We start from the raw sequence: 25,554 nt of genomic DNA, 5'->3' as shown, positions 1-25,554 counted from the left end.
TTTTTGTGATGCTTATTGATAATGATTTTCATTTGCGATACAACCACACTAATTGAAAATGATTATCATCGTCAATAATACTTGAGAACTATTCTCATTTAATTGCTCGTCATATCATTTATTTTCTTTAATTCAAAAGTCCCCGTTAAGTGCGGAAATTTCTTCGCACACAAAAAAGACACTGCCTATTTGAACAGTGCCTTTCGTTCCTTAAAGGATATTTGAGTAAGTTGGAAAGTTAACTAATCCAAAAGTCTCATATCACTTGTATCAACCAGCGAGAATATCTTCTTTCGGATATCGTATATTCTCAACACTTTGTCGAGCTAATGAGAATGCTAACGTCAACGGGCCGATCTTTCCGATAAACATCATGAAAATGATCACTAGCTTACCGATCACTGTAAGCTTGAAGGTCAATCCCATTGATAAGCCGACAGTGCCGAAAGCTGAAAACACTTCAAAGATGACAGTCAGGATCGGTGCTTCTTTTTCCGTGATACTTAACAAGAGGATTGCTGTAAAAATAAATGTAAGACCAATCGTTGAAATCGCTAACGCTTTTACTAGAAGATGAGGATCGATCGTTTTACGCATGATGACGATCTCATACTTCCCCTTCAAAAATGTGAAAACCGCAAAACAGATGATCAGGAAGGTCGTAAGCTTGATCCCCCCGGCTGTTGAAGCACTTCCGCCACCTACGAACATGAGAAGCAGCATCATGATGATCGAAGGATCTTCCATACTGCCGATATCCAATGTATTGAATCCCGCTGTGCGTGGGGTGACAGCCTGGAAGTATGCTGCGAAAATTTTTTCACCAGTTGCCATCGGTCCAAGAGTAGCTGGATTATTGAACTCGAAAATGAAAATGATCAAAAAAGCGATCACATTGATGATGAGTGAACCGATGAGCATCAGCTTCGAATGAAGACTTAAATGGCGGAATTCACGCTTTGCCCAAAGATCCGACAACACAGTGAAACCGATCCCGCCTGTAATGAATAAAAAGGTGATGATGATATTGACGACTGGATCTCCGACATACCCCATCAAACTATCCGACCAGATTGAAAAACCTGCATTATTAAAAGCTGAGATGGCATGGAAAACACTCGCATACAAGCCTTGTCCCCATCCCATTTCGGGTCCCCATCTCAGAGTCAATAAGACAACAGCGATTGATTCGATGATGATTGAAAATATGAAAAGCCTTTTGACGAGCAGAATGACTCCGCCAATCGTTGTCTGGTTCAGTGCCTGTTGCACATACATCCGTTGCCTCATACCGATTTTTTTCCCGATCATCATGAAAATCAAAATCGCAAAGGACATGATTCCAAGCCCGCCAAGCTGAATCAGAAACATGATGATAACTTCACCGAAAACAGTATACGCTGTTCCCGTATCGACCGTAATCAGGCCTGTCACAGTCATCGCAGATGTCGATGTAAACAAGGCATCTGTCCAACTGATCGGTTCATTACTTGCAAATGGCAATTTCAATAGTAATGTTCCGAATAGGATGAATGACAAGAATACGACGACCAAAAACTGCGGTGGAGTCAGTTTGATCTTCGTCATGAATCCCCCCATAATCTACAATCCTTTCTCCTCAAATCGGTTTAAGTTTGTGTTCTTACCTATGACGATAAGCGTATCTCCTTCCTCTAGCCGTACATCCGCCTCAGGAGAAATGATGACTTCGACCCCTTTTTTGATTCCGACGATCGTGCATCCATATTTTGATCGGATACTTAGATCTGCTAGAGATTTTCCATTCACTTTTTTGGTAGCGCTTATTTCGACAATACTATGATCTGGTGACAATTCAATATAATCGATGATTTTTTCTGAGACGACATGATGAGCGAGTCGTTTTGCGATATCCCGCTCAGGATGGATGATCCTGTCAGCCCCGATTTTCTCCAATACCATGCGATGATATTTTGATTGTGCTTTTGCCCAAACCGTTTTTACGCCGATTTCTTTTAAAACCAAAGTCGTCAATATGCTCGATTGGATGTCATCTCCGAGCGAAACGATGACGAGATCGAAATTCCGGACACCTAGTGATTTCAAGACTCCTTCGTCTGTCGAGTCAGCTACCACTGTATGTGTTGCTAATGATGAATAGGCATCAACTTTATCTGCATTCCTGTCGATCGCTAGAACGTCAGCATTCAATTCCGCAAATTCTTTACATAAGCTTCCTCCGAAGTTTCCTAGACCGATCAAACCGATTTGTTTCTGATTGGTAGCCATGACCATTACCCCTTCTTAGCTGTTAATCTTATAGTGCTTCATTTCCCCATAGACTATGTTGAAATTTAAGCATAGAAAAAACCACAGAGGTAAAATACCTGTGGTCATCGTTCTATGATCACAAGTTCACCATCCTCTCTTCAAACGCTTACGAGGTTAGCTGTCGGGTTCGGGCGTAAAGAATCGCCCTACCTTTCTAACAAAGGATTCACCCCAAGTGACGTTTCCGCCACATGAAGATCGGGTCCCCCGCTTCATTACGAATTCAGCGATTAACGAATTAAGAACTTTATATTGAGATGCCCCTAATATTACTCCTGTCCGTTAGAAGCTGTAAAGCATCAAATAATACCATACAAATTGGTTAAAGGCTATTTTCTTTCAAAATTACGATATATCTCCCAATTACTAAACACACATATGATTTCCTTTTGTTTTTATGCATTTTTGATGCTTTTGATGGAATTTTTGTCCTATATAGACTCGTAGCGGACACCAGAGCGCTTATTTGTAGCATATAAGCGATTTCCCAACATTTAACGGACACCACGGACCTTATTTGTGTAAATCCCCATTGATTTCCTCGTGATTTCGGTAAATAACGTCTCTGGTGTCCGGGAATTTTACTAAACCTGTCGTTTCCACCAAAATAAGGTCTCCTGTGTCCGCTAAATCAATTAAAAGGATTTTTCGATCCGCTATTGAAGAGTACTATATGCTAATTCAACAATAGGGAGACGATCATACATGAAGCAATCAAAGCACGGAGATGTAGAAACCATCCATGTGAAAGCTACCGCCGGACAAATGTATTTGAATTACTATCTTTTTTATGTAGATGGATTGTTGATCGATACCGGACCGAGCAGCTGTCAGGAAGAAATTCTACCTTTTTTGAAATCGAAAAAAATCAATAAGGTCGCACTTACCCATTTCCATGAGGATCATACGGGAAATGCGAACTGGATTGAAAGGGAGCTGGGTGCTGAAATGTTCATCCATCCAATGTCAATCGAACTTTGTAAAAGAGATGGCGTTTATCCAGACTATCGGCATGACTTCTGGGGACCACGCAAAGCGTTTCATGCTAGACCGATTCGAACGAGCGTTCAGTCAGATAACCGTATATGGGAAGCGATCCATACTCCAGGTCATTCACGGGATCATCTCGCTTTTTTCAATCATGAAACGGGAATTCTTTTTTCAGGAGATCTATTTGTTACACCTAAGCCGAAAGTCTGTATGTGGCAGGAATCTGTACCAACCTTGATGGATTCGATCCGGACGGTGCTTTCCTATGATGTTAACGAAATGTTTTGTGCGCATGCCGGGTATGTTCCGAACGGAAAAGAAATGCTTCAAATGAAATTGGATTATTTGATTGAAACGAATGAAAAAATCAATCAACTGCATCTAAAAGGGTTTTCCATTGAAGAAATCAACCAGCAATTGTATCCGAAAAAATCCCCTATCACGCACATCTCAAAGAAAGAATGGGATTCTGTCCATTTTATTCGCTCGCTGGTCGAAGATGAACCGTGTCTGCAGTGAAATTCAAGTCTTAGCAAGAGTCGATTTTTCATGATCAACCAATTGAAAAAGGCTGAGCCACAAAAAAGATCAGTGGTCAGCCTTATAAATCATTCATCTCTCATATCCATCAACGACAAGATCAAGTTTACCTGTATCTGGTGCAATGACCAGGCCATGTACGGGGACATCATCTGGAAGCAATGGATGGTTGCGTACCATATCGACGCTGTTTTGCACGCTTTCTTCGACACTATTGAAGCCGCTCAACCATTTTTCAAGATCAAGTCCTGAATGCTTTAACGTATTGATCGTGTCTTCAGAGATCCCTCTCTCTTTAAAGTGGCCGATCATTTTTTCAGGTTCAATGCTGCTCATACCGCATTGATGGTGACCGATCACAAACACTTCATCGGCGTTCAACTCATAGACCGCAACGAGTATACTTCTCATCACACTTCCGAATGGATGGGAAATAACCGCTCCAGCATTTTTAATCAATTTGAAATCACCATTGCGCAGGTTCATAGAGCGCGGCAGCAATTCCACGAGTCTCGTGTCCATACATGAAACGACAACCATACGCTTATCTGGAAGGTTTGATGTCTTGTAAGGTTCATACGCTTTTTCTTCAATGAACGATGAATTATAGTTCAAGATTTCATTCAATAGCTTCATAATAAGTTCCTTTCTTGTGTAAGATTAGTCTAGTTCACTTATAAATAATATATAGGCAAACTTGAAGAATTTCAAAAGTATAGGCTGAATTGTTGTTCTTTCTTTTCCTTAAGAATAAGAATGCTATAGGGGGTACAAGCGATATGTACAAGTTTTCATCCATCTGTGTATTTTGTGGATCCAGCTTCGGAACCAGCCCGGTCTATCGGGAAAAGGTGAAAAAATTGGGGAGTCTGCTGGCAGAGAATAAGATCAAGCTTATCTATGGCGGTGGTAACTCTGGTTTGATGGGTAAACTCGCCCATGCTGTCATGATCAACGGCGGGGAAGCGACCGGAATCATTCCTCGAAAAATATATGAGCAAGTCGATCATCTGGAGCTGTCAGATCTGAAAATCGTCGATACGATGCACGAACGGAAAGCGTTGATGTACGAACTTGCAGATGCATTTATCGCACTGCCGGGCGGAATAGGAACGATGGAAGAAATGTTTGAGGTCATGACGTGGAATCAGCTCGGCTATCACCTAAAACCGCTTGGGCTCTTCAACATCGATCATTACTACGATCCTCTTCACCAAATGCTCCATCACATGTACGATCAAGGGTTTGTGAAAAAACAACACCTTGAACAAACTGTCATCGAAGAAGAAGCTGTGGAACTTTTACAAAGATTGAACCAACAGGAAGTCACCTCGATCGATAAATGGGAATGAATAAGAAACAAAAAAGGAGGACCCCTCGAGTCCTCCTTTTTTGTTTCTTATTTTTTCCATGTCCTCTCTTTTCCACCTTGCCATACGAATTCACTATATGATGCGCATCAGTTCGTTTACAGCGAATCGGCGCTGGTATTATTTATTAATATTTAGGCACTGTTCTTCAAATTGTTGACTTTCCCTAGGAGTGTCGAAAATTTCGGAGAAACAAAATTTCTAATCAAATCACCTGTAACAAAGCCAAGGTTTAAAAATCATCCTAGTAGGTGAAAGGTATGGAACAAATGAATAAAGATTGGAAAAGCTTTTTTAGTAAACCCTTTTCGTTATTTTTTACAGCAGTCCTATTGTTTTGGTTAAAAACGTATATGGTATATCAAATCGAGTTCGAATTAGGGATCAAAAATATATTACAATCCTTTCTGTTGCTGATCAATCCGATTAGTTCAGCATTATTGTTTTTCGGAATTGCATTAATGATGAACGGGAAACTCAGAAATTGGGTGTTGATCCTTATCAACTTCCTATTGTCGTTCCTTTTATATGCAAATGTAGCCTATTACCGATTCTTCAATGATTTCATAACATTACCGACAGTACTTCATACGAATAGTGCCGGTGAACTCGGTGACAGTGCAATGGCATTGATGAAGTTCAGTGATGTTTTTTATTTTATCGATACGTTCATTCTTCTTGGATTGGTTTTATTCAAAGTCAAAACACACCATACACCGATTCCAAGGAAAAAAGTCGGTTTGGTCTTCATTTCCGCTATTTTGATTTTCGCAACAAATCTCGGCCTGGCAGAAATAGATCGACCGCAATTGCTCACACGTTCTTTCGATCGGAACTATCTGGTGAAATATCTCGGGCAATACAATTATCAAATCTATGATGCCATTGTAACTGCAAAATCATCTACGCAAAGAGCGATGGCAAGCAGTGATGATCTATCGGATGCCAAGGAATTCATCAAAACCAATGAAACACCACCGAATGAGGAATATTTCGGTGCTGCTAAAGATATGAATGTCATTTACATTTCGTTGGAATCCTTACAGACCTTCATCATTGGTGAAAAGATTAACGGCCAAGAAGTGACGCCATTCTTGAATAAACTGACGAACGACCAGAATACATTCTATTTCGATAACTTTTTCCATCAGGTTGGTCAAGGGAAAACATCCGATGCGGAATTCATGATGGCCAATTCCCTCTATCCTTTACCTAGTGGAGCTGTATCCATGGAAAAGGCCCAAAATACGTACCAGGCGCAGCCGGCGATATTAAACCAGCACGGTTACACGACCTCATCATTCCATGGGAATAACAAGACATTTTGGAACCGTGATCAAATTTACAAAGCATATGGAATCGAGAAGTTTTTTGACTCGGCGTATTATGACATGAACGGTAAAAACGTCATCAACTATGGATTGAAGGATAAACCATTCTTCAAGGAATCCATTCCGTATTTGAAAAACTTGAAGCCGCCGTTCCATGCGAAAATGATTACATTGTCGAATCATTTTCCATTCGAAACGCATAATGGGGATGTTGAATTTCCTACACCTGAAACTGAAGATGATGTCGTAAATGGCTATTATCAGACAGCCAATTACATGGACCAAGCGCTTGAGCAGTTTTTCAATGATTTGAAGGAAGCTGGATTGTACGAGAATACAATGATTGTCATGTATGGGGACCATTACGGAATTTCAAACAACCATAATGAAGCGATGGAAAAGGTGACTGGAGAACCAATTACACCATATAAAAACGCCCAGCTTCAAAAAGTCCCGCTTTATATCCATGTCCCAGGCGTGAAAGGGAAACAAGTCCATGAATACGGCGGGCAAATCGATGTACGGCCGACAGTATTGCATCTGTTAGGAATCAAGGATAAACCGTTCCTCACTTTCGGTTCAGATATGCTCTCACCTAAGCACAATGAAATCGTACCATTCCGGAACGGTGATATAATCACACCAGAGTATTCTTCAGTCAGTGATAAATGCTACGACAACAAAACCGAAAAAGTCGTAGAGAATAAAAAATGTGAAGATGCCGTACAATTCGGAAGAAAAGAACTTGAACTCTCCGATAAGATTGTTTACAGTGATTTGCTGCGTTTCCACAAACCAAAAGGGTTCAAGCCAGTAGACCCTTCCGATTATGATTATAATAAAGATCAAACCAAGTAAAGAAAACGTGGCAAAACCAAGCCTTAGCGCTGGCCGAGCCATAGTTGTCCTTATGTTGAAGAAAGTTTTGGTACGTTCTTCAAATGTAAAACCGAGCAGCCTCCCTTCTCATCTTTTTTGATGAGGGGAGGTCTTTTTTTGCATTTGGCGCGATTTTTCCGATTGTTGTCTCTATCTTCATGAAATGTGTTGCTATTCACAGGATTCCTTCAGAGGCGGCCTTAAACGCCGTTTAACCTTTACCTGAATGGGGTATTTTTTTATGAGAGTAATATTGTTGTACAGGAGGGATCCGTCATTCTATTAACCGTCATTTCCTATATCGCAGTCATTCTTGGCATTTTATCTTCACTTTTCATCTTGATCGATATCATAAAAAAACCCCAACCGATGGCAATCATGAATATCGTGTGGCCGATCAACGGACTTTACTTGGGACCTCTTGGTATCTTGGCTTATTGGAAAATCGGACGTGTTAATCAAGAACACCAACATGACGAGCATGGTGATGAAGATGATCATAAAGATATGCACGGAGATAAACCGCGCTGGCAAGGTGTCTTCGTTTCCACGAGCCATTGTTCAAGCGGCTGTGCTTTCGGTGACGCAGTCGGTGTTCCGATTGTCACAATGACTGGTTTGACGATCGCGGGCTCTGTCCTTTTTTCACATTACACGGTTGAATTCATCCTTGCTTATCTGTTCGGGATCTTCTTTCAGGTCTTTTCAATCGTTCCGATGAGCCGGAAAATGGGAGAGAAGATGAGCTGGGGAAAAGGATTCATCCAATCGGTAAAGGCTGATACATTTGCATTGATCGCTTTTGAAATCGGGATGTTCGGCTGGATGGCAATTGTTCATTTTTACTTATTTGCCCAACCTCCAAAACCAGATACGATGACATATTGGTTCATGATGCAGATTGCAATGCTTCTCGGAACAGCAACCAGCTTCCCGGCAAATTGGCTGCTCGTCAGAAAGGGCATAAAGCACAGCATGTAAAACTGTAGGTAAAGAAAACTTGGTAAAGCCAAGCCTTAGGCGTAGGCTGAGCCATTAGTTGCACTTATACTGAAGAAAGTATTTTATACTTTCTTCAAGTGTTAGGATAGTGCTGACTTCAACGGTCAGCACTTTTCTATTTCCTCGGTCTTGCCCATATGAAATAAAAAAATCCCGCAAAAGCTCTTTCTACTTTCACTACTTCCAGTTGGTCAGATGCTTCTACATATCCGAGAATATCCCGATCCTGGTGGCATCCGATCATTTTATAAGCAAGCGGATCAATCCCCTTCTGCAGCCCTCTTAGCAATCCATTCGTGCTTTTCCCGTGCTCAAGCATAAGGATTTTACCATCCGGTTTGCACCATTTTCCGAATCTGTTCAACACTTCGACAGGTTTTTCATATGAACAAAACGACAGCGATGAAACAATGGTATCGAAGCGATTTTCTTCGAACGTAACCGTTTCAACGTCAGCTTGCTTCAACTCGATTGGAAAAGAATAACTTGCAGTGACCTTGCTTGCTGGCTCCAGCATTTCGCTACTGAAATCGATCCCGGTCAACGCAGTTACATTTTTATAAAAGGGAAGGTTCAATCCTGTACCGATTGCCACCTCCAGGACCTCCCCTTCTGCATCAGGAATGATCCATCTACGGAACCTCGCCAGCGGGTCTTTCTTTTGCATTTTTTCATATTTTTTTGCCTGTTTATCGAACTTCCTGATATGCTCGTTTTTATTCAAAAAATCTCCCTCATTTCATCTTCTTTTACCCATTTTCCGGTTTTGGAAGCATAAAGCTCATTACCGCTGCTACGATAAGGACGAGGATCGCATAGATGAGTGACTGCTGGTAGTTTCCAGTCATGTCATAGAGCAAGCCCGGTAAGTAGGACCCAAGCGCTGCACCGATCTGGTGACTGAGGAAGATTCCCCCTACTACCAACCCAATGCTGTAATTTTTAAAATAATCGGTAGCAAGCTTAATCGTTGGGGCGACAGTAGAAAAGTCGACGATTCCAAACGAGATACCGAAAATGATTAGTAATACCGGATTTTGGTGAAGAACAGCGGTCAGATCAGAAAATCCAGCGATGATGAGCAGAAAGATCAGAGTCAGTCCCCGGATACTATACAAGTAACCGAGCATTCTTCTGCAATCCCATTTATCTGAAAAATAACCTGATATAATCGTACCAGCGAAATTGAATGCAGCCAATAGGCCGATTGTCCAGCTGATAACGGCATTGGATATACCGTGATGCTTGGAAAACGGAATCAAGTGTGTATCGATTAATCCGCTTGTCGTCACACCACATACGAAGAAAGGAAGCATGAGAAACCAGAATTCTTTCTTCTTCAACACTTTTATAAAAACGAACGAACCCCTTGAATGGACTGGCAGTTGGACCGTTTTAGCAGGCTGCTTGACGGTGTAACCATAAGGTTGCAATCCTATTTCAGCAGGCTTGTTTTTCAATAGGAACACGATCAATGGCAGGAAAACAAACATCAAAAACAATCCATAGGCTAAAACCGTCGTCTGCCAGGTGGTCCAGCTTATGAAATGCAGCGTTGAGGGCACTACTATCAGCTGCCCAGCAGCCGTACCTGCTGACAATATTCCGAGAGCCAAGCCACGTTTTTTCTGAAACCACTCGGATATGACTACAGTCCCCGCCACCTGTGACGCCCCGCCGAAACCGACAGAGGCCAGAAAACCGTATAAGAGGAATAATTGCCAGGGATGGGTTGTAAAAGTCGTGAACAACATCGCTGAGCCAACGAATATCACACTGATGGTGAATATTTTCCTTGGACCCACATGATCGGTGATTCGTCCTACGATTGGTTGAGAAATACCAAATACGATATAACTAACCATCCCGATCATCGATATCAAACCACGATTTGTTTGGAAAAACGTTTCCCATGGCTGGATGAACGCACCAAATGATAAACGGATCCCCTGGATCGTCAAAAGTGTCAGAAACGAAAGCGCAAGAATCACCCAGGCATAATGAATCTTTTTATTCGTTACAGGTTGTTGCTGTTGGTTCGTTGATGCTGTTGTACTTTTCATCAGATCACCCCCATCTGGTTCCATCATAATTCAAATATTAGACCTCAGGAAGAATCATTATGCTATAATCGCTATAACAATTCGTTATACCAGGAAGGTGGTTAGGATGACCTTACAACAGTTGCGTTTCTTTATCGAAGTCGCTGAAAAAAGCAGTATTTCAAAAGCGGCAAACAGTCTTTTCATCTCGCAGCCAGCATTGAGTAAACAACTGAAGCAGCTGGAAAAATCATTGAATCAAACGTTAATCGTCCGGACGAATATCGGCATTCAATTAACGGATCAAGGACGACGTTTTCTTCAGAAAGTCAAACCGTTGCTCGAACAACTGGATTCCGTCATTTGTGAAACCCTCAATCCGACGACGTTTCGCTTTGGATCTTTGCCGACTCTTGCCTCCTATTATTTTCCGAAAATCGCTAAACAGATTGATTCGCATCAACTGTGCACGGTGCTTGAAAGCAGGAGCTCACAATTGCTGGATTCACTTCACAGAGGGGATATTGATGGTGCGTTCGTCCAGGATTTTGATGAGGAAGATGGCATCCGAGCTCTCTCCCTATTTGAGGAAGAATACTTAGTGGCGATCCCAAGTGGACATCCTTTTGCCCTCAAAACCTATATTACACTTGATGAACTAAACGATGAGAAAATCATACTTCCATTGAAGCCATGTGAAACACGGCTTAAAATAGAAAAAATTTATAAGGATAACGGTATTTCATTTAATTTGGCACTCGAAACACCTTATGAAACGATACTCGGATATACAGCTGAAGGAATCGGACTATCGTTCATACCGGAAATACAAGCAGAACATGTCCAACATCATGGGGTCGTCTATCGCCGATTAACGCCTGCTGTATTAAAGAGAACCCTCCACTTCGTCACCAAATCAGATCTCGTCTACAAGATGATTCAACATTATCGGACGAACGGTGAAGTGGTTGGGGCAGTTGTTCATTCTTAGACGTTGGTGAATTGTAATACTCCATATGTACAAAAAATTAGCGGACACCAGAGCCGTTATCTGTGAACAAAACAGCAGATTTGCTTTGTTTTTCATGAATTAAGGTCTCTGCTGTCCCCGTTATTTTTTTAAAAGTTAACGATTTTTGGGAAAATAAGGTCTCCTGTGTCCGTTAACGCGGTTATTACCCTTTCACTATCACTAATCTGTTCACTGGTCCACACACATCCCTCCTCATCTCGCTTTCACTTTGTCTCACTGAATTTCCTCCGAGACTTTCCTGCTTATATTGTTAACCTGAATAATATTAAAGTTGACATATTTTCGTGGTTTCCGATATTCTACTAGAGAGACAACGATGAATTTGGAGGAGACTTTTATGAAACTGAAACCGATTGATATTACACTTGCCGCTGTGTTCGCAGCACTCATGGCGGTCGGCGCGAACCTGACCTCGCTTCTGGTAATCGGCAGCGTTCCGATAACGTTACAAACCTTTTTCAGCGTATTGGCGGGGTTGATTTTAGGAAGCCGTCTCGGCGCGATTTCGATGACAGTCTATGCCTTGATCGGACTGGCAGGCGCACCGGTATTCGCTCAATTCAGCGGTGGATTTGGAATGGTATTGAAACCAACATTCGGCTTCATCCTTTCTTTTATTCTCGTAGCCTATGTCACTGGTAAAATCGTTGAAAAGAAAGCTAGCAAGAAGAGCTTCTTAATTGCAGCATTAGTCGGGATGGCGATCAACTACATAGCAGGAACGAACTGGATGTACATGGCGATGAAGGTCTGGGCCGCTGCTCCTGAAGGCTTCACGTATGAAATGGCATGGGTATGGATGCTTGCACCGCTGCCAAAAGATATCATTCTATCAGTGTGCGCAGGGTTGATTGCACCAAGGCTGCACCGTACCCTTTCGAAAACCTCTAGTACTTTTAAAAAATCTGCAGCATAACAAAGGAGTGTAGATATGACAACGAAGTGGAATGACCTTGCAGAACGTGTCATTGCTGGCGGAGAAATTACGGATGAGGAAGCATTGTCGGTTTTGGATGCTCCAGATGATGAACTGTTGCTTTTACTACATGCAGCCTATCAAATCCGGAAAACCTACTATGGAAATAAAGTGAAGCTCAATATGATCATGAATGCAAAATCAGGTCTGTGCCCTGAAAACTGCGGCTATTGTGCGCAATCGATCGTCTCGAAAGCGCCGATTGATTCTTATCCGATGGTCGAAAAACAGACCCTCTTAGATGGAGCAGAACAGGCCCATAAAATGAACGTCGGGACCTATTGCATTGTAGCCAGCGGCCGCGGTCCGACGAATCGCGATGTCGATACCGTCGTATCTGCAGTCGAAGAAATCAAAGGAAATTACGATCTGAAAATTTGTGCATGTTTGGGGATTCTCAAGTCTGAACAAGCTGCCCGGTTGAAGGCTGCTGGCGTTGATCGTTACAATCATAACTTGAATACAGCCGAGACGAATCATGATAACATCACGACTTCCCATACATACGATGATCGTGTTTCGACTGTCAATATTGCAAAAGAAGCAGGCATTTCTCCATGTTCCGGTGTCATCGTCGGCATGAAGGAAACGAAACAGGAAGTTGTCGATGTCGCACGGAGCTTGAAAGTGTTGGATGCAGATTCAATCCCAGTCAACTTCCTGCACGCGATTGATGGAACACCATTAGAAGGAACGCATGAGCTTGATCCAAGGTATTGCTTGAAGGTGCTGGCGCTATTCCGTTTCATCAATCCGAAAAAAGAAATCCGGATTTCCGGCGGGCGTGAAGTGAACTTACGAAGCTTACAGCCATTTGGCCTCTATGCAGCGAATTCCATATTCGTCGGAGATTACTTGACGACAGCAGGCCAGGAAAGCACGAAGGATCACGAAATGCTCGAAGACCTCGGCTTTGAAATCGACTATATCAAAATGCCGGTCAATTGAATTCTATAGAGAAAACTTGGCAAATCCAAGCCTTGGCGAAGGCTAAGCCATAGTTGAACTTATACTGAAGAAAGTATTTTAGACTTTCTTTAAGTATAAAGAAAAAACACGAACGTGTTTTTTTTACCGAATTGGAAAGAGCCCCTTTGAGGAGGCTCTTTTTTCTGTGTATCGTGAAATCATTTAACGACTTCGATATTCTTAGCAAGATACGCCCAGTTCTGGGGGAATCGATAGCGCAGTCGCCAATAGGTAGCACCCAGCAGGTCATAGACTTCCATTTGTTTATACTTTGCAACATAGCTTCGGATGTCCTCGAACCACACGGCATGTTCAACATTATTTTTCCAATACCTATACCCTGGTGCTTCAGGTTGAGGATCATACTGGATTGGTGCCCAGTTGGTGATAGCCAGATTCTGTGCATTGTTTGCCGTAAGTGCTCCAGCCACATTCCCCTCTTGATGGGGCAGTGGCCAATCATATCCATAAAGCGCCATGGCCAGCATCACTTTTCGACGGTTGATTTGACCTGTCGCATACATCAGTACCTGTTCGACCCACCATGTCGGTGCAATCGGATCCGGCGGACCGATCGAGTACCCATAATCATATGTCATGACCGTAACAATATCGACGATTTCACCAATGGCTCTGTAATCGAGAAATCCGACCAGCCTGTTCGTCGGCAGATCACTGCTCTTTGCATGAGCATTGACCTGGAGGATCCGTATACCGAGTGCTGCTTTCAATTCCCGTAAAAAAGCTGTGAACTCATTTCTTCTCGTTGGAGGAACGAATTCAAAATCGATGCTGACACCGGCAAAACCTTTGTTTTCCACTGCTGTGACCAGATTTCTGATAAGTTCACTTCGAGCTGTAGTAGTTTGTAAGACCTCATCCGCCAATTCCGGACTGAAAGTACCTCCTTCATAATTACTGATGACCAGCAGTGGTTTGATATTCAACTGTTTACTCGTCTGGAGGATCGTCTCATCATTCGGTTGGATGAGAGCACCTGTGCGATTGAACGTGTAAGTGAAAATCGCAAGATACGTGATACTTCCGGAAATTTCTCTTAAGTAGTCCTGATAAGGAGATTGATCCCAGGCATCTATGAAAATAAGCGATTGCATCGGGTATTTCAACATTGTTGGAATGCGGATTCTTTGGCCGATTCGCAGGGCATTCGGATCGACTCCAGGATTTGCTGAGATGATTGCCTGGATTGTCGTCTGAAAGTGCCGGGCTAGCCTCCAATATGTGTCCCCCACCCTTATTTGATAAAACCTCTCAGGGGGATTTTGATCCGGAAGGTACAGATTCAAACCAGGAACGATCGCATCAGAAACGAGCCCGTTCACCTGTTTTATCGTTGGGATCGGCACCCCATACATACTTGATATCCGCCACAATGTATCCCCGTAAACAACTGTGTGAATGGCCATGATCAACCTCCGTCAGCGTTCTGTCCTCTTCTATAAGTTTATTAGAAAAAGACTAAGGTCATGCGGGCAATCTGATAGACTTGAAGATTAAGTACTCAAACGCAGTATCAGTCGTGGTGCTCGGACAGGGATTGGGGAATTCACGGAAAACTGTCCTAATTAAGTGCGTTTTGGGACAGAGGCTGGTGTAAACATCACTCCTCTGTCCCATAAAAGTGCGTTTTGGGACAGAGGCTGGTGTAAACATCACTCCCCTGTCCCATAAAAGTGCGTTTTGGGGCAGAGGCTGGTGTAAACATCACTCCTCTGTCCCATAAAAATGCGTTTTGGGACAGAGGCCGGTGTAAACATCACTCCCCTGTCCCATAAAAGTGCGTTTTGGGACAGAGGCTGGTGTAAACATCAGCTCCCTGTCCCATAAAAATGCGTTTTGAGACAGAGGCTGGTGTAAACATCACTCCCCTGTCCCATAAAAGTGCGTTTTGGGACAGAGGCTGGTGTAAACATCACTCCTCTGTCCCAAAAAAACGAATTCGAACAGGTCTAGTGAAAAATTAATATGCTTTTATAGTTTGGCTCTTTTCTAAAAGATGGTTGCTTTTGAATTATTTTAAAAAAATCACCTTGTGCAAGTTGATTGGAGAGCAAGGTGCGAGACTCCTGTGGGCTCACCGCACGCCCCGCGGAAAGCGAGCATCCTGGAGCGGAAATCAACGACTTTCAAGAGCAACAAAGTTTGCGAATACAGCCTATAGTTTTGCACGAGCACCCATCAAACTACCCGACTCTCCAAAAGGTTAATCACTCAACAGATAACTTCGCGTGCCCAAAGAACTCCGATTCTGGTTTCATTATTTTAATCCCTTTATGAGACCGGAAATACACTTCATTATCGGATTCATAATGGACCTCCACTTTTAAACCGCCGACCTCAAGGAGGCTCTTCTTTTCCCTCGTTTCGATTGCATCGTTCCAATCCATACTGGAATTGATAAGATGAACAATTTCTTCAATACTTTCCTCATCCTCTATATCACGGCATTCCTGATCGTCTACCTTTTCATAGATACAAATCGTTTCAGGGTTTGTTCCAATCCATTCGGTAGAGATATGGCGCCTCGTCTTGTCAAAGTTCACATCGGTTAGGTCATTATGTTGGTCATAATATGCGGTCAAGTTAAGCTCGCCATCGAATCCATCCTTGATCCAGATCGAACGAAATCCGCTCCAGTCATTTTCTACATCAGTATCATCCAGCGCCGAATCATCATTTTCCAAAACCCATCCCTCTTCAGGTAGTTCTTCCAAATAAAATTTATAGACATCTCTCCAATGATCACCTTTTATCGTGTAAGAATTCCGATTCGGCTCCAATCCTTTGTATAACGGTAAATCATTACGATTTTCAGGAACGATCGACATCCCTTCATACGTATCATCCGTCATTTTACCGTAAGCAAAATATCCGCTGGAAACGACGAGTAAAGCTACCAATCCAGCAATCCACTTTTTCATAAAATACCCCCTACTATCATTTAACCCGCTTGCTTCATTTCAACCTCTTGCTTACGCGCATCCAGCCCCGGTGTGATCATGTAGTAAATCAATGTACCACTCAATCCGACAGCTGTAATCAGGATTGCCATGATACCGGACGGAAGGATGGCGCCAAGTGTCACAGTAATAGAAACGATCAGCATTGCCAGGTTGTATTTCAGTCCGTTGAATGCCATATACGAACTTCTTGCATCATCAGGTGGAATTGAAGCCATGTATGACTGTTCCACAGGGACCCGGCAAACCTCCCCGATTGTCAGAACTGCCATCATGATCAAAAGAAGGACTATGCTGTTCGAGTAGGCGATCACACCATAGCCGATCGAAAAGACGAAGCAGCTTCCGACAAGCACGGATTTGTCCTTGAACGGCGCGATCAGTTTCGTAGCAAACAATGCCATCAACGCAACCATTATGGTGTTTTCACTACGTAAGAATCCCATCATCTGCACGCCATCGATTTCCCAGAATAAGAACTGTTGAACCGGCATTTCCGCACTCAAACGGATCCCGACGTAATTCGTTAACTGGAACTCCATTGATAAAATCAAGACACCAGCAATGACATACAGGACAAACAATCTGTCATGCAGGACTTTTTTATAATTCGAAAATAATTGCATCACATGTTCTTGCGGTTTCAAGACTGTACTGACAGGTGCATAGCTTTCATCGATAAAGAAGGCGACAAGATAGACCACTACTCCCGTTATGACAGTCAGAGCCAGGAACAACTGGAACAAGTAATCCTTGAAAAGAAATGCTCCTAAGATTCCACCGATTGCGATTGATAGATTATTCGCCCAGTAGGTGATCGAATACATCAACTTACGCTGCTCGGGTGTACTGACATCAATAAGCATCGCGGAGTTCGCAGGTCCAGCAAGCCCCCAGCAAATGCTGTTCACTGTCATCATCATAAATGTGATTCCTGGTGAAAAGAACCACGGGGAGTTACAGAGCATCATGACAAAAAAGGCAAACAACCGCAGCGTTTCCGCTAACAGCATGATCTTTTTCCGACCGAACTGATCAGCAAAATACCCGCCTATGAAGTTTATTCCAATCCCAATGAAAACGTTGACCAATAATAAAAGTCCGGCCATCTTTGCGCCAAAATGGACCGCTAAATAAATTGACATGAACGGAAAGATCATGCTTCCGACAAAACGACTCATGAACGTCTCGATGATCCGGATTTTGATGTTTTTGTGAAAATCTCTGAATCTCATAGTATATCCTTCTCTCTCTATTTGTTATCTCAATTGTATGGTTTCACCCTCATTTCCGAATCATGTTACGGTATCAACTTTTCTACAACTTTGGATGTAGGACTCGATTATTTTCTGTTCAACTTCTTCCCTAGCGTTGTTTCGAGTCCATCAATTGTCTTTGCGTTCTTTTCGCGTCTGTAGTTTTCAAGTTTTTGCCCCTTTTTCGTATTGGAAATGTTCAGGGTCTCCCGTTCTCCTGTAAAACCCATGAACGGAACACTATATCCACAAGAAGTTGTGACTTTATGGATGGTTGCAGTGATGATCTGCCGAGTCCCTGGGAGAAGGTCGAAATGCTTCACGTATGTATCCCAGTTTTCCGCATCAGGCAGGATGACGTTGCCGGTTCCATAGAGGCGCAGGATTTGAGGCGGTCCTTCAAACGCACAAAACATGAAAGTCATCCGGCCATTTTCCTCGATATGACCGCTCGTTTCATTTCCGCTTCCGGTCAGGTCCAAATACGCAACCTCTGTCGCCGAAAGAACACGCAAGGTATCATACCCCTTTGGCGATAAATTGACATGCCCCTCGTTTGATAGTGGTGCCGTACCGACAAAAAAGAGATGCTGCTTCTGAATAAACGCCATGTGTTCATTCTGAATCTCTGAAAATTGCTTTCCCATGAAATCCCTCCCCTCTTCAAAGAGATTTCTATATACATTACATCAACTTCCACATTTTCACAATAGTTTGTTTTTAAGTTTTTGTATATAAATAAAACGAGTGTGGATCGTCACACTCGTTGTTTAGAGATAGGAGATTAGAATAGGTCCCAAACACGTTTACAGCCACAGCTGCTACGCTTCTTTTTATGGTCATCGAATTTGCAACTGCTGTGTTTCTTTCTGCATTCACATTTACATTCAAATTTGTCACTGCTGCGCTTTTTCTTAGAATCTACAACATAGCTTGGATTGTACTCGTAGCTACGCTTCTTCTTGCAGTCGTCATGTTTTCCGCTGCTGCGTTTTCCACTGCTGTGTTTTCCACTGCTGCGTTTACCGCTGCTGCATTTACCGCTGCTGCGCTTTCCACTGCTATGCTTACCACTGCTCTTATGCTTCTTCTTTTTAGGTTTATGATGCTTTTTCTTTTTATCGTCCTTCTTTTTATCGTCCTTCTTTTTGCAGTCGCATTTATCACCATGATAAGACATTACTTCGATAAGGTTGTCCTTTTCGCTCACAAACATTCCTCCCTTCTCTATCAGATGTTACATAGTATTAAAATGGAGGTAGATTTGTAACGGCGAATATACCATTTTTAAAAGAAATAGAATATGAAAACATAAAAAGAGAGCGGAGCCTGAAGGATTCATCCTTACTGGTTCCACTCTCTAGGATTCATATTTTCATAGTTTATCAGACAAAGATCAACCATAGAATAAACGTTACGGTAAGGGCGACAATTCCCTGGATCAGGGTTGCGGTCGTATGCCCTTTATACGCATCAGTCACTGTCATGCCGCTGAATTCTTTGACGACCCAAAAATAACTGTCATTCACATGGGAAACGACCATTGCTCCCGCTCCGACGGCCATTACGACCAATGCCAGAGGAATCGCGCCATCAATCCCGACTTGGGACACCAGTGGTGCGATCAATGTCGAGGTGATGACGATTGCTGCTGTGGAGGACCCTTGTGCCGTCTTAAGAGCGGCCGCAATCAAAAATGGGATGAAGATGAAAATCGCCCCATTGATCGCTCCATTTTCGCCAAAGCTTTGGATGAAATCCGCGACTGAAGTGGTGCTGATGACTGAACCGAAAGCTCCACCAGCCCCTGTTATAAGCAGGATTGGCGCTGATTCCTTAATACCGTGGCCGATCCAATTCGTCAACGTTTCTTCATCCAATTTCGGAAGCAAGCTCAAAGCAAAAAGAATACCAATCAATAAAGCGACTACTGGGGAACCTAAAAATAGTAGAATATCATAAAACGCCCCTTCCCATCCTGCAAAGGTGACAATCGAACCAATAGCAATCAAAAGAATCGGCACGACGATCGGTGAAAAGGATTTGAAGGTTGAAGGCATTTCACCGAATTCCTTCCGAACATCCTCATAATCGACATCCATCTCGTCTTCACCCACAACCTTGATGTTCGTACCCACTTTTACAGCCCATATATAACCTGCTATGATTGTCGGGATCGAAACGACCAGACCGACGAGAATGATGACACCGAGATAATTTTCAGCACCGATGTTTCCTGCTGCCGCAATCGGCCCTGGTGTCGGCGGCACAAGCGTATGTGTGGCGAAAAGGCCAGTCGAGAGGGCGACTGCCATTGAGGCGACCGCTACTTTAGCACGTCTTGCCAGCGATTTTTTCAAGGAGGATAAAATGACATATCCCGAGTCACAAAATACCGGAACACTGACGATCGCCCCGATCAAGCTCATCGCAAGCTGCGGCCGTTTTTCCCCGACAATGCGAAGAACAGTATCAGCCATCCGAATCGCAGCTCCAGATCGTTCCAATATGACACCGATGATCGTTCCGAAAACGATGACAAGACCGATACCACCCATCAAACCACCGAAACCGGTATTCACAGCTTCTACCACATCCGGCAATGGGAGTCCTGCAAGAATCCCGATGACGAATGCAGCAATCAATAACGACAGGAAAGGATGTAGCTTCAATTTGGCTGTTGCGAAAATAACGAAGAGGACGCCTAATGTGATGATAAGTATGAGAGCAAAACCTTCCATTCTATCACTCCTATTGTGTTGATTTCATGAATGCGCTTACGTTGAAAACCGACCTTGCTATCTTAAGAAGATATAAGCAATTAAAGCAATGATGCTGAGAATGAATGTTACAACATAAATAACTGTCAACACTTTCAAGTTAACTTTCAAAGAATGTGATTCATATTCATGAGAACGTTTCAATTGAGCCGAGGTCCGGTCGTCTTCCATTTCGTAATCCTTACTTACTTTGTTTACTTTCTTCCCGACAATGATCGTTCCAATTAATGAAACGACACCTACCAAAATGACAACAATCATCAAGTATGTATACATTTGTATACCTCCCAAAAATAATCGTACTTACTAGGTGTAATTATAAAGAATCTAGTGGACAAGCGCCAATTTTCAGATTTATAGCGTCATGCACTTTTGCTTGATCTATTATTTTGGATTTCTGGAATTTCTCCCCTTTCCTGCTGTCACGACACGTGACCGATGTCCTAATGCTTGATGAGTACAAGGACACAAAAACACCTGTTGCCATTTCTTCATAACCGCTTTTTCTTTACAATGATGAATACTGCCACATTCACAATAAAATAGAGAGACAGGTGAATCATCATGAAAGGAACATCACATCTGCTTGTTGGCGGAGTTGCAGGCTTGGTCACTTCCAATGCATTGGAGACTGATCCATTGACGACGGGGATTCTAATTGCCTGCGGAGGGATTACGGGGCTGCTTCCAGACATTGATGTGGATGGAACGTTAAGTAACAAGATCACGAATACACACAAATTCATCCAGACACTTGCCCAGATCATCGGCATTTTATTAATTGTATACAGCTTTGTGGAAGGATCCGGGACCGAGAAGTGGTATGGCATGGGGGCTGGTGCCGGAATCATAGCTCTTTCTACATTCATAACGAGGAGGCATATGCTGACGGTTTCCGGTGTCGGTGTTCTGATCGGAGGCTTCATGCTTCAAGAAAACTGGCTGTTCCTGCTCGGCATCTATATCATTGTCGCCTCCTTCGTCCCGCATAGGAGCTATACGCATTCGATACTCGGAATCGTGTTTTTCGGTGTCATTGCCCGGCAATTAGAAGCTTCAATCGGAATAGAAGGGATCTTCATTGCAAGTCTTGCAGGCTATGCGAGTCATTTAGTCGGGGATATGAAATTCCTTCCCGTCAATAAAAGAGGCGTGAAACTCTTGCTGCCCTTTTCGAAAATGGAACTCTAAAGAAAGCTTGGCAAAGCCAAGCCTTTGGCGCAGGCTGAGCTTTAGCTGCACTTATATTGAAGAAAGTATTTTATACTTTCTTTAAATGTAACTAAAAGTGCTTGAAATTCTAAGCTCTTTTTTACATCGTAATCAGACTCTCGATAATACTGCACACTGATACAAAAAAACGAACAATGATCGAATTACATTAAGAGTTGCGATATACAAAGGGGAGAGATAGATGGTAGATTGGAAAAATGGTGCTCGCGGTCATAAATTCATAACTTCTTTCAGTGGAGGAAAGGATAGTGTCTTAGCTTTATATAAAGCCATGGAGGTTGGAGACGCGGTTGGACTTATCGTTATGCTTGAAGAAGAAGGGAAACAGTCCAGATCACACGGAACACCTCCAGAGCTTATTCGTGCCCAGGGCAAATCGATAGGTTTGCCCCTATATTCTGCAGCTGCAAGTTGGTCAGATTATGAAAAAGAATTCATGCACCTTTTAGAAAAAGCAAAGAATCAAGGAGCAGAAGTGCTAGTTACTGGAGACCTGGATATGCCTGCTCATGGTTGTTGGCATGAAAAAGTTTCGAAGAATGCTGGGTTAAATCTTGGGATGCCTCTATGGGAAATGAATCATCGTGAAGCTGTCGAAGAGTTCATAAATCTAGGATTTGTAACCATCATTGTCACTGTTAATTTATCATTAGGAATGCGAGAAGACGATTTAGGACGAACGTTGACCCATGAATACATAAAGGAGCTTGAAGCTAGAGGTATTGACCCGTGCGGAGAAGGTGGAGAGTTTCATACCACAGTGATAGATGGACCGATTTTCAAACATGGTATTCCAATTCGTAAACGTGAGAAGTTCAAAGACGGAGAGTATGCGTTTTTGCCTTTAGAGTTGGATCAGAAGTCAGATAAGATCACCTCATAAACTATCAAATAAGGACTGCCCATCAATTTGGACAGTCCCTTATCGGTTGCAAGATTCTATTAATCGATCGGCAGTGGAGCAACAGGTGAGACCAGGTTTTGTTCGCGGAGTACCTGCCACAATTCAGAGGGGATAGCTTCCTGCGAGGCTGCAATATCCTCTTTGACACGTGCAGGACGAGTGGTACCAGGAATGACAGCCGCTACTGCAGGATGTGCCATTGAAAATTGCAGGGCAACGCTTTTGACGCTCACTTGATAGTTGGAAGCCAATTCCTGTATTTTTTGTGCTTTGGACACAACTTCATCTGGCGCCTCTTGATATTCATAATGGTTTCCTCCTACAAGAGCACCGGAGCTGTACGGCGCACCAACGACGATGCCGATCTTTTTCTCCAAAGCAGAGGGCATTAATTTGCGCAGAGCATGTTCATGATCCATAAGCGTATAACGGGTGGCCTGTAAACAAAGGTCTGGAATCGACTCTTCCAGTTCAATTGCCATTTCGATCGGCTCGGTTCGATTGACGCCTAATCCCCACGATTTGATCACACCTTCTTCACGGAGGCGAGTCAGAGTACGGAAAGCTCCTTTTCTCGCTGTATCAAACTTTGTAACCCAATCATCTCCGTGAAAGTCCGGAGAAATGTCATGAACATAGACGAAGTCTAAACGATCTGTTTTCAAACGTTCTAGGCTTTGTTCAATGGATCGCAGGGTCCCATCTTCGCTATAATCCTCAATGATTTTATTTTTTCGGCCATATTCGAATAATCCTTCCTTATCCTCCATTTCATCCGATATCACTCGCCCTACCTTAGAGCTTAGTAAATAGTCGTCTCGATCATGCTTTGATAAAACCTCACCCAGCCGACTCTCCGCTAAGCCAGCACCATAAAACGGGGCAGTATCAAAATATCGGACCCCCTGTTCCCATGCGGTATTGATCGTTTCCAGCGCTTCTTCTTCCGGCACCTCCCTGAACATATTTCCTAAAGGAGCAGTACCGAGACCCATTTTTCCCTTTATTAAACCGTTCATTTCATTCATCCTCCTAGCACTTGACTTGGAATCATTTCACAATAGACTTAACTTAAAAAAGTCTGTTTATTTTTTATTCCTGCTCGCAAAAATATTTAAACGTTAGACACCTCCATCATCCTGCTTAAAAGTAAGATATTAAATAAAGAAAACTTGGCACAGCCAAGCTTTAGCACAAGCTGAGCCTTAGTTGCCCTTATATTGAAGAAAGTATTTATACTTTCTTTAAATGCAAATAAAGGCGTGATCCTTCTCAGATCAACGCCTCTTTGTAAGACAAATTTTAAAATTCTATGTAAAATGGTTGCTTGTTTTTATTCAAACTGTACTCGATTCTTTGCTTGAAGTTTCCCCAGGTTACCATTTCCAAAGCTTCCTCAATAGGAAAGAAACCGACTTCCAAACTTTCTGGAGAAGTTGTTAGTTTACCGCCAACTGGTATAGCTAAGAACAATGTGTTACAAATTGATCGGCTGACATTTTGAAATACACCACAAAATTCTAATCCTTCAATATCAATACCTGTTTCTTCTTTTGTTTCCCTGATTGCAGCCTTTTTTAAAGACTCTCCTTCTTCAACTTGTCCACCGGGCATTTCCCAGCCTCTTCTAGGACCCTTGATTAATAAAATTTCCCCTTTTTCATTGATCACAATCGTTGCTGCTGAAACGATATGTTTTGGTGGTGAGTATGTACTTTGTTTGGAAATCAAGAAACTTCCCCATCCTTTTAATTTAATATAATTTATTTGTCTCCAAGTTAGACGTAACTATGTTTTATTAGTTTCAAAACTAACATTCGGATTACATGTGCTATTTAGATTCACCTAATGGATGAGATGATCCAAGTTATCTGTTCTTGGATCGTGCTTTTTAAAATGAACTCACTCACTTCGATTACCCAAATTAGATGTGCGGTTGAAAAAAGCGGCAGTCTTGAGCTTTATCGTCATGGCTGCCGCAGCTGTCTTAAGTTCTTCATTCATTTCATACAACGATATATAGCTCCCTCAATGACGCAAATACTTAGAGTTTGCGGCTCTCTGGACGTAACGCCCAAGAGGTGATATTCAGTGCAGCATATGTCAGCGGAAGGATCATAACACCATAATCATCAGCAAATGCATGGGATATAGCCGCACCAGTCATTAAAAAGAAACTACCAGCGTGAACCCATTCTTTAAGCCGAGGAAAACGTGGCGCCACGAGTGCGATGGCACCGAGCACTTTCCAAATCCCGAGAATGGTCAAAACGTATGATGGATAACCAAGCTGCTTTACTAACTCGAGGTTCCCCCCATATTGCATCAGTTGCCCGATACCACTTAACATAACAGCTGCTGCGAGGAAAAGTGTGACTGACCAATAAGCAATCTTTTTTCCCCGAGATTGGATTACTACTTTCGCAGTTGTTTCTGTAACAACAACAACATTACTCATCTGTTTCCACCTCGCTATTGCTTGCTTTAATATTCTCCTTTAATGACAAAAAAGGAGCCCCGAATTGTTCCAGCTAATTTAGACTTCTGTCTTGCAAATTTAAACTTCCCTTCTAACTCCTTCGGTACCTCCATCCCCTCAGAAAGCTTAATACCAACAGCCCGCTTTTTAGGGTCATCAACGTTATACATCACGTTGACCCCAAGACCATCCTCATAAAAGACGTAGGCGAATTTGATATTTTCTATTTGAAAACGTGACGTTTCCAAAGGTTTTGCAGCAAACTCAATATCACGTTCTTCTTTCAAAATCCGGTTCACATAATCAAGGGTCTCCTGGCTTTCGCTAGCTGGCACAACCGTAAAGTCATGCTTGTATTTGTTCATGAAGTAACGGGCTTCATTCGCACGCAAACCAGCAAGCTTTTCTACTACAGGTGAGGACTCTAAGCCAACTGCAGATACATTTTTAAAATCAACAGCATAGGACATTTCCATCTC

General features: G+C 42.7%; 25 protein-coding genes and 1 riboswitch. Of the genes, 9 read left to right on the top strand and 16 right to left on the bottom strand.

Annotation, left to right across the window (positions count from 1 at the left end; genetic code table 11):
• Positions 1-270: 270 nt before the first annotated feature.
• Together ACTWQL_RS13070 and ACTWQL_RS13065 are read right to left on the bottom strand one after the other, a co-directional pair.
• Positions 271-1,587 (bottom strand): TrkH family potassium uptake protein, encoded by a 1,317-nt coding sequence (locus ACTWQL_RS13070; protein WP_443142879.1) that lies wholly within the window; start codon positions 1,585-1,587, stop codon positions 271-273.
• A gap of 15 nt (positions 1,588-1,602) precedes the next feature.
• Positions 1,603-2,268, bottom strand: coding sequence for a potassium channel family protein (locus ACTWQL_RS13065; protein WP_443142878.1), 666 nt, complete (start codon positions 2,266-2,268; stop codon positions 1,603-1,605).
• A 129-nt stretch (positions 2,269-2,397) separates the two neighbouring features.
• A riboswitch (cyclic di-AMP (ydaO/yuaA leader) is annotated at positions 2,398-2,549 on the bottom strand.
• 466 nt (positions 2,550-3,015) lie between these two features.
• On the opposite strand from ACTWQL_RS13065, the gene ACTWQL_RS13060 reads away from it, so the two are divergent.
• Complete coding sequence (locus ACTWQL_RS13060) at positions 3,016-3,819, top strand: MBL fold metallo-hydrolase (protein ID WP_443142877.1); 804 nt, start codon at positions 3,016-3,018, stop codon at positions 3,817-3,819.
• Positions 3,820-3,912: 93 nt separating this feature from the next.
• Here ACTWQL_RS13060 and ACTWQL_RS13055 read toward each other — a convergent pair whose 3' ends face one another.
• A complete protein-coding gene (locus tag ACTWQL_RS13055) occupies positions 3,913-4,476 on the bottom strand; it encodes a beta-class carbonic anhydrase (protein ID WP_443142876.1) in 564 nt (187 codons plus the stop codon).
• A 143-nt stretch (positions 4,477-4,619) separates the two neighbouring features.
• Between ACTWQL_RS13055 and ACTWQL_RS13050 the strand changes: the two genes are divergently transcribed.
• The 3 genes from ACTWQL_RS13050 (at position 4,620) to ACTWQL_RS13040 (ending at position 8,401) form a co-directional block, all read left to right on the top strand.
• Positions 4,620-5,192, top strand: a complete 573-nt coding sequence (locus ACTWQL_RS13050; RefSeq protein ID WP_443142875.1) for a TIGR00730 family Rossman fold protein — start codon at positions 4,620-4,622, stop codon at positions 5,190-5,192.
• 278 nt (positions 5,193-5,470) lie between these two features.
• The gene (locus tag ACTWQL_RS13045; RefSeq protein WP_443142874.1) at positions 5,471-7,399 is read left to right on the top strand and encodes an LTA synthase family protein; all 1,929 of its coding nucleotides are present in this window, start codon (positions 5,471-5,473) and stop codon (positions 7,397-7,399) included.
• 360 nt (positions 7,400-7,759) lie between these two features.
• Positions 7,760-8,401, top strand: a complete 642-nt coding sequence (locus ACTWQL_RS13040; protein WP_443142873.1) for a DUF4396 domain-containing protein — start codon at positions 7,760-7,762, stop codon at positions 8,399-8,401.
• Between the two features lie 136 nt (positions 8,402-8,537).
• Here the strand turns inward: ACTWQL_RS13040 and ACTWQL_RS13035 are convergent, their stop codons facing one another.
• Both ACTWQL_RS13035 and ACTWQL_RS13030 read right to left on the bottom strand, forming a co-directional pair.
• The gene (locus ACTWQL_RS13035; RefSeq protein ID WP_443142872.1) at positions 8,538-9,146 is read right to left on the bottom strand and encodes a class I SAM-dependent methyltransferase; all 609 of its coding nucleotides are present in this window, start codon (positions 9,144-9,146) and stop codon (positions 8,538-8,540) included.
• Positions 9,147-9,171: 25 nt separating this feature from the next.
• Positions 9,172-10,485, bottom strand: coding sequence for an MFS transporter (locus ACTWQL_RS13030; protein ID WP_443142871.1), 1,314 nt, complete (start codon positions 10,483-10,485; stop codon positions 9,172-9,174).
• A gap of 106 nt (positions 10,486-10,591) precedes the next feature.
• Between ACTWQL_RS13030 and ACTWQL_RS13025 the strand changes: the two genes are divergently transcribed.
• The 3 genes from ACTWQL_RS13025 to bioB all read left to right on the top strand — a co-directional run bounded on the left by ACTWQL_RS13025 (position 10,592) and on the right by bioB (position 13,421).
• Entirely contained in the window at positions 10,592-11,455 is an 864-nt protein-coding gene (locus tag ACTWQL_RS13025) for a LysR family transcriptional regulator (protein ID WP_443142870.1), read from the top strand.
• A gap of 379 nt (positions 11,456-11,834) precedes the next feature.
• Positions 11,835-12,413: a biotin transporter BioY gene (locus tag ACTWQL_RS13020; protein WP_443142869.1), complete on the top strand. Its 579-nt coding sequence runs from the start codon at positions 11,835-11,837 to the stop codon at positions 12,411-12,413.
• A 15-nt stretch (positions 12,414-12,428) separates the two neighbouring features.
• Entirely contained in the window at positions 12,429-13,421 is a 993-nt protein-coding gene (bioB, locus tag ACTWQL_RS13015) for a biotin synthase BioB (protein WP_443142868.1), read from the top strand.
• Between the two features lie 179 nt (positions 13,422-13,600).
• Here bioB and ACTWQL_RS13010 read toward each other — a convergent pair whose 3' ends face one another.
• The 7 genes from ACTWQL_RS13010 to ACTWQL_RS12980 form a co-directional block, all read right to left on the bottom strand.
• Complete coding sequence (locus ACTWQL_RS13010) at positions 13,601-14,869, bottom strand: LysM peptidoglycan-binding domain-containing protein (protein WP_443142867.1); 1,269 nt, start codon at positions 14,867-14,869, stop codon at positions 13,601-13,603.
• Positions 14,870-15,670: 801 nt separating this feature from the next.
• Entirely contained in the window at positions 15,671-16,384 is a 714-nt protein-coding gene (locus ACTWQL_RS13005; protein WP_443142866.1) for a hypothetical protein, read from the bottom strand.
• A gap of 20 nt (positions 16,385-16,404) precedes the next feature.
• Positions 16,405-17,658 (bottom strand): MDR family MFS transporter, encoded by a 1,254-nt coding sequence (locus tag ACTWQL_RS13000; protein WP_443142865.1) that lies wholly within the window; start codon positions 17,656-17,658, stop codon positions 16,405-16,407.
• A gap of 107 nt (positions 17,659-17,765) precedes the next feature.
• The gene (locus tag ACTWQL_RS12995; RefSeq protein ID WP_443142864.1) at positions 17,766-18,326 is read right to left on the bottom strand and encodes a pyridoxamine 5'-phosphate oxidase family protein; all 561 of its coding nucleotides are present in this window, start codon (positions 18,324-18,326) and stop codon (positions 17,766-17,768) included.
• 137 nt (positions 18,327-18,463) lie between these two features.
• The gene (locus ACTWQL_RS12990; RefSeq protein WP_443142863.1) at positions 18,464-18,889 is read right to left on the bottom strand and encodes a hypothetical protein; all 426 of its coding nucleotides are present in this window, start codon (positions 18,887-18,889) and stop codon (positions 18,464-18,466) included.
• Positions 18,890-19,064: 175 nt separating this feature from the next.
• Complete coding sequence (locus ACTWQL_RS12985) at positions 19,065-20,420, bottom strand: GntP family permease (RefSeq protein ID WP_443142862.1); 1,356 nt, start codon at positions 20,418-20,420, stop codon at positions 19,065-19,067.
• A 57-nt stretch (positions 20,421-20,477) separates the two neighbouring features.
• The gene (locus ACTWQL_RS12980) at positions 20,478-20,735 is read right to left on the bottom strand and encodes a hypothetical protein (protein ID WP_443142861.1); all 258 of its coding nucleotides are present in this window, start codon (positions 20,733-20,735) and stop codon (positions 20,478-20,480) included.
• A 288-nt stretch (positions 20,736-21,023) separates the two neighbouring features.
• On the opposite strand from ACTWQL_RS12980, the gene ACTWQL_RS12975 reads away from it, so the two are divergent.
• Positions 21,024-21,650 (top strand): metal-dependent hydrolase, encoded by a 627-nt coding sequence (locus tag ACTWQL_RS12975; RefSeq protein ID WP_443142860.1) that lies wholly within the window; start codon positions 21,024-21,026, stop codon positions 21,648-21,650.
• A gap of 223 nt (positions 21,651-21,873) precedes the next feature.
• On the top strand, positions 21,874-22,575 hold the full coding sequence (locus tag ACTWQL_RS12970) for a diphthine--ammonia ligase (protein WP_443142859.1): 702 nt from the start codon (positions 21,874-21,876) through the stop codon (positions 22,573-22,575).
• 59 nt (positions 22,576-22,634) lie between these two features.
• Here ACTWQL_RS12970 and ACTWQL_RS12965 read toward each other — a convergent pair whose 3' ends face one another.
• From ACTWQL_RS12965 to ACTWQL_RS12950, 4 genes are all read right to left on the bottom strand, one after another.
• Positions 22,635-23,615 (bottom strand): aldo/keto reductase, encoded by a 981-nt coding sequence (locus ACTWQL_RS12965; protein WP_443142858.1) that lies wholly within the window; start codon positions 23,613-23,615, stop codon positions 22,635-22,637.
• Positions 23,616-23,898: 283 nt separating this feature from the next.
• Positions 23,899-24,327 (bottom strand): NUDIX hydrolase, encoded by a 429-nt coding sequence (locus ACTWQL_RS12960; RefSeq protein WP_443142857.1) that lies wholly within the window; start codon positions 24,325-24,327, stop codon positions 23,899-23,901.
• Between the two features lie 313 nt (positions 24,328-24,640).
• On the bottom strand, positions 24,641-25,054 hold the full coding sequence (locus ACTWQL_RS12955) for a DoxX family protein (RefSeq protein WP_443142856.1): 414 nt from the start codon (positions 25,052-25,054) through the stop codon (positions 24,641-24,643).
• 26 nt (positions 25,055-25,080) lie between these two features.
• Positions 25,081-25,545 carry a phage tail protein gene (locus ACTWQL_RS12950; RefSeq protein ID WP_443142855.1) on the bottom strand — a complete coding sequence of 155 codons (465 nt, stop codon included), beginning with the start codon at positions 25,543-25,545 and terminating at the stop codon, positions 25,081-25,083.
• Positions 25,546-25,554 lie beyond the last annotated feature (9 nt).

This window comes from Pseudalkalibacillus sp. R45, assembly GCF_052246725.1.
Taxonomy (GTDB): Bacteria; Bacillota; Bacilli; order Bacillales; family Fictibacillaceae; genus Pseudalkalibacillus.
Note: the sequence above shows the minus strand (reverse complement) of the source record. Positions and strands in the feature narration are given on the sequence as shown.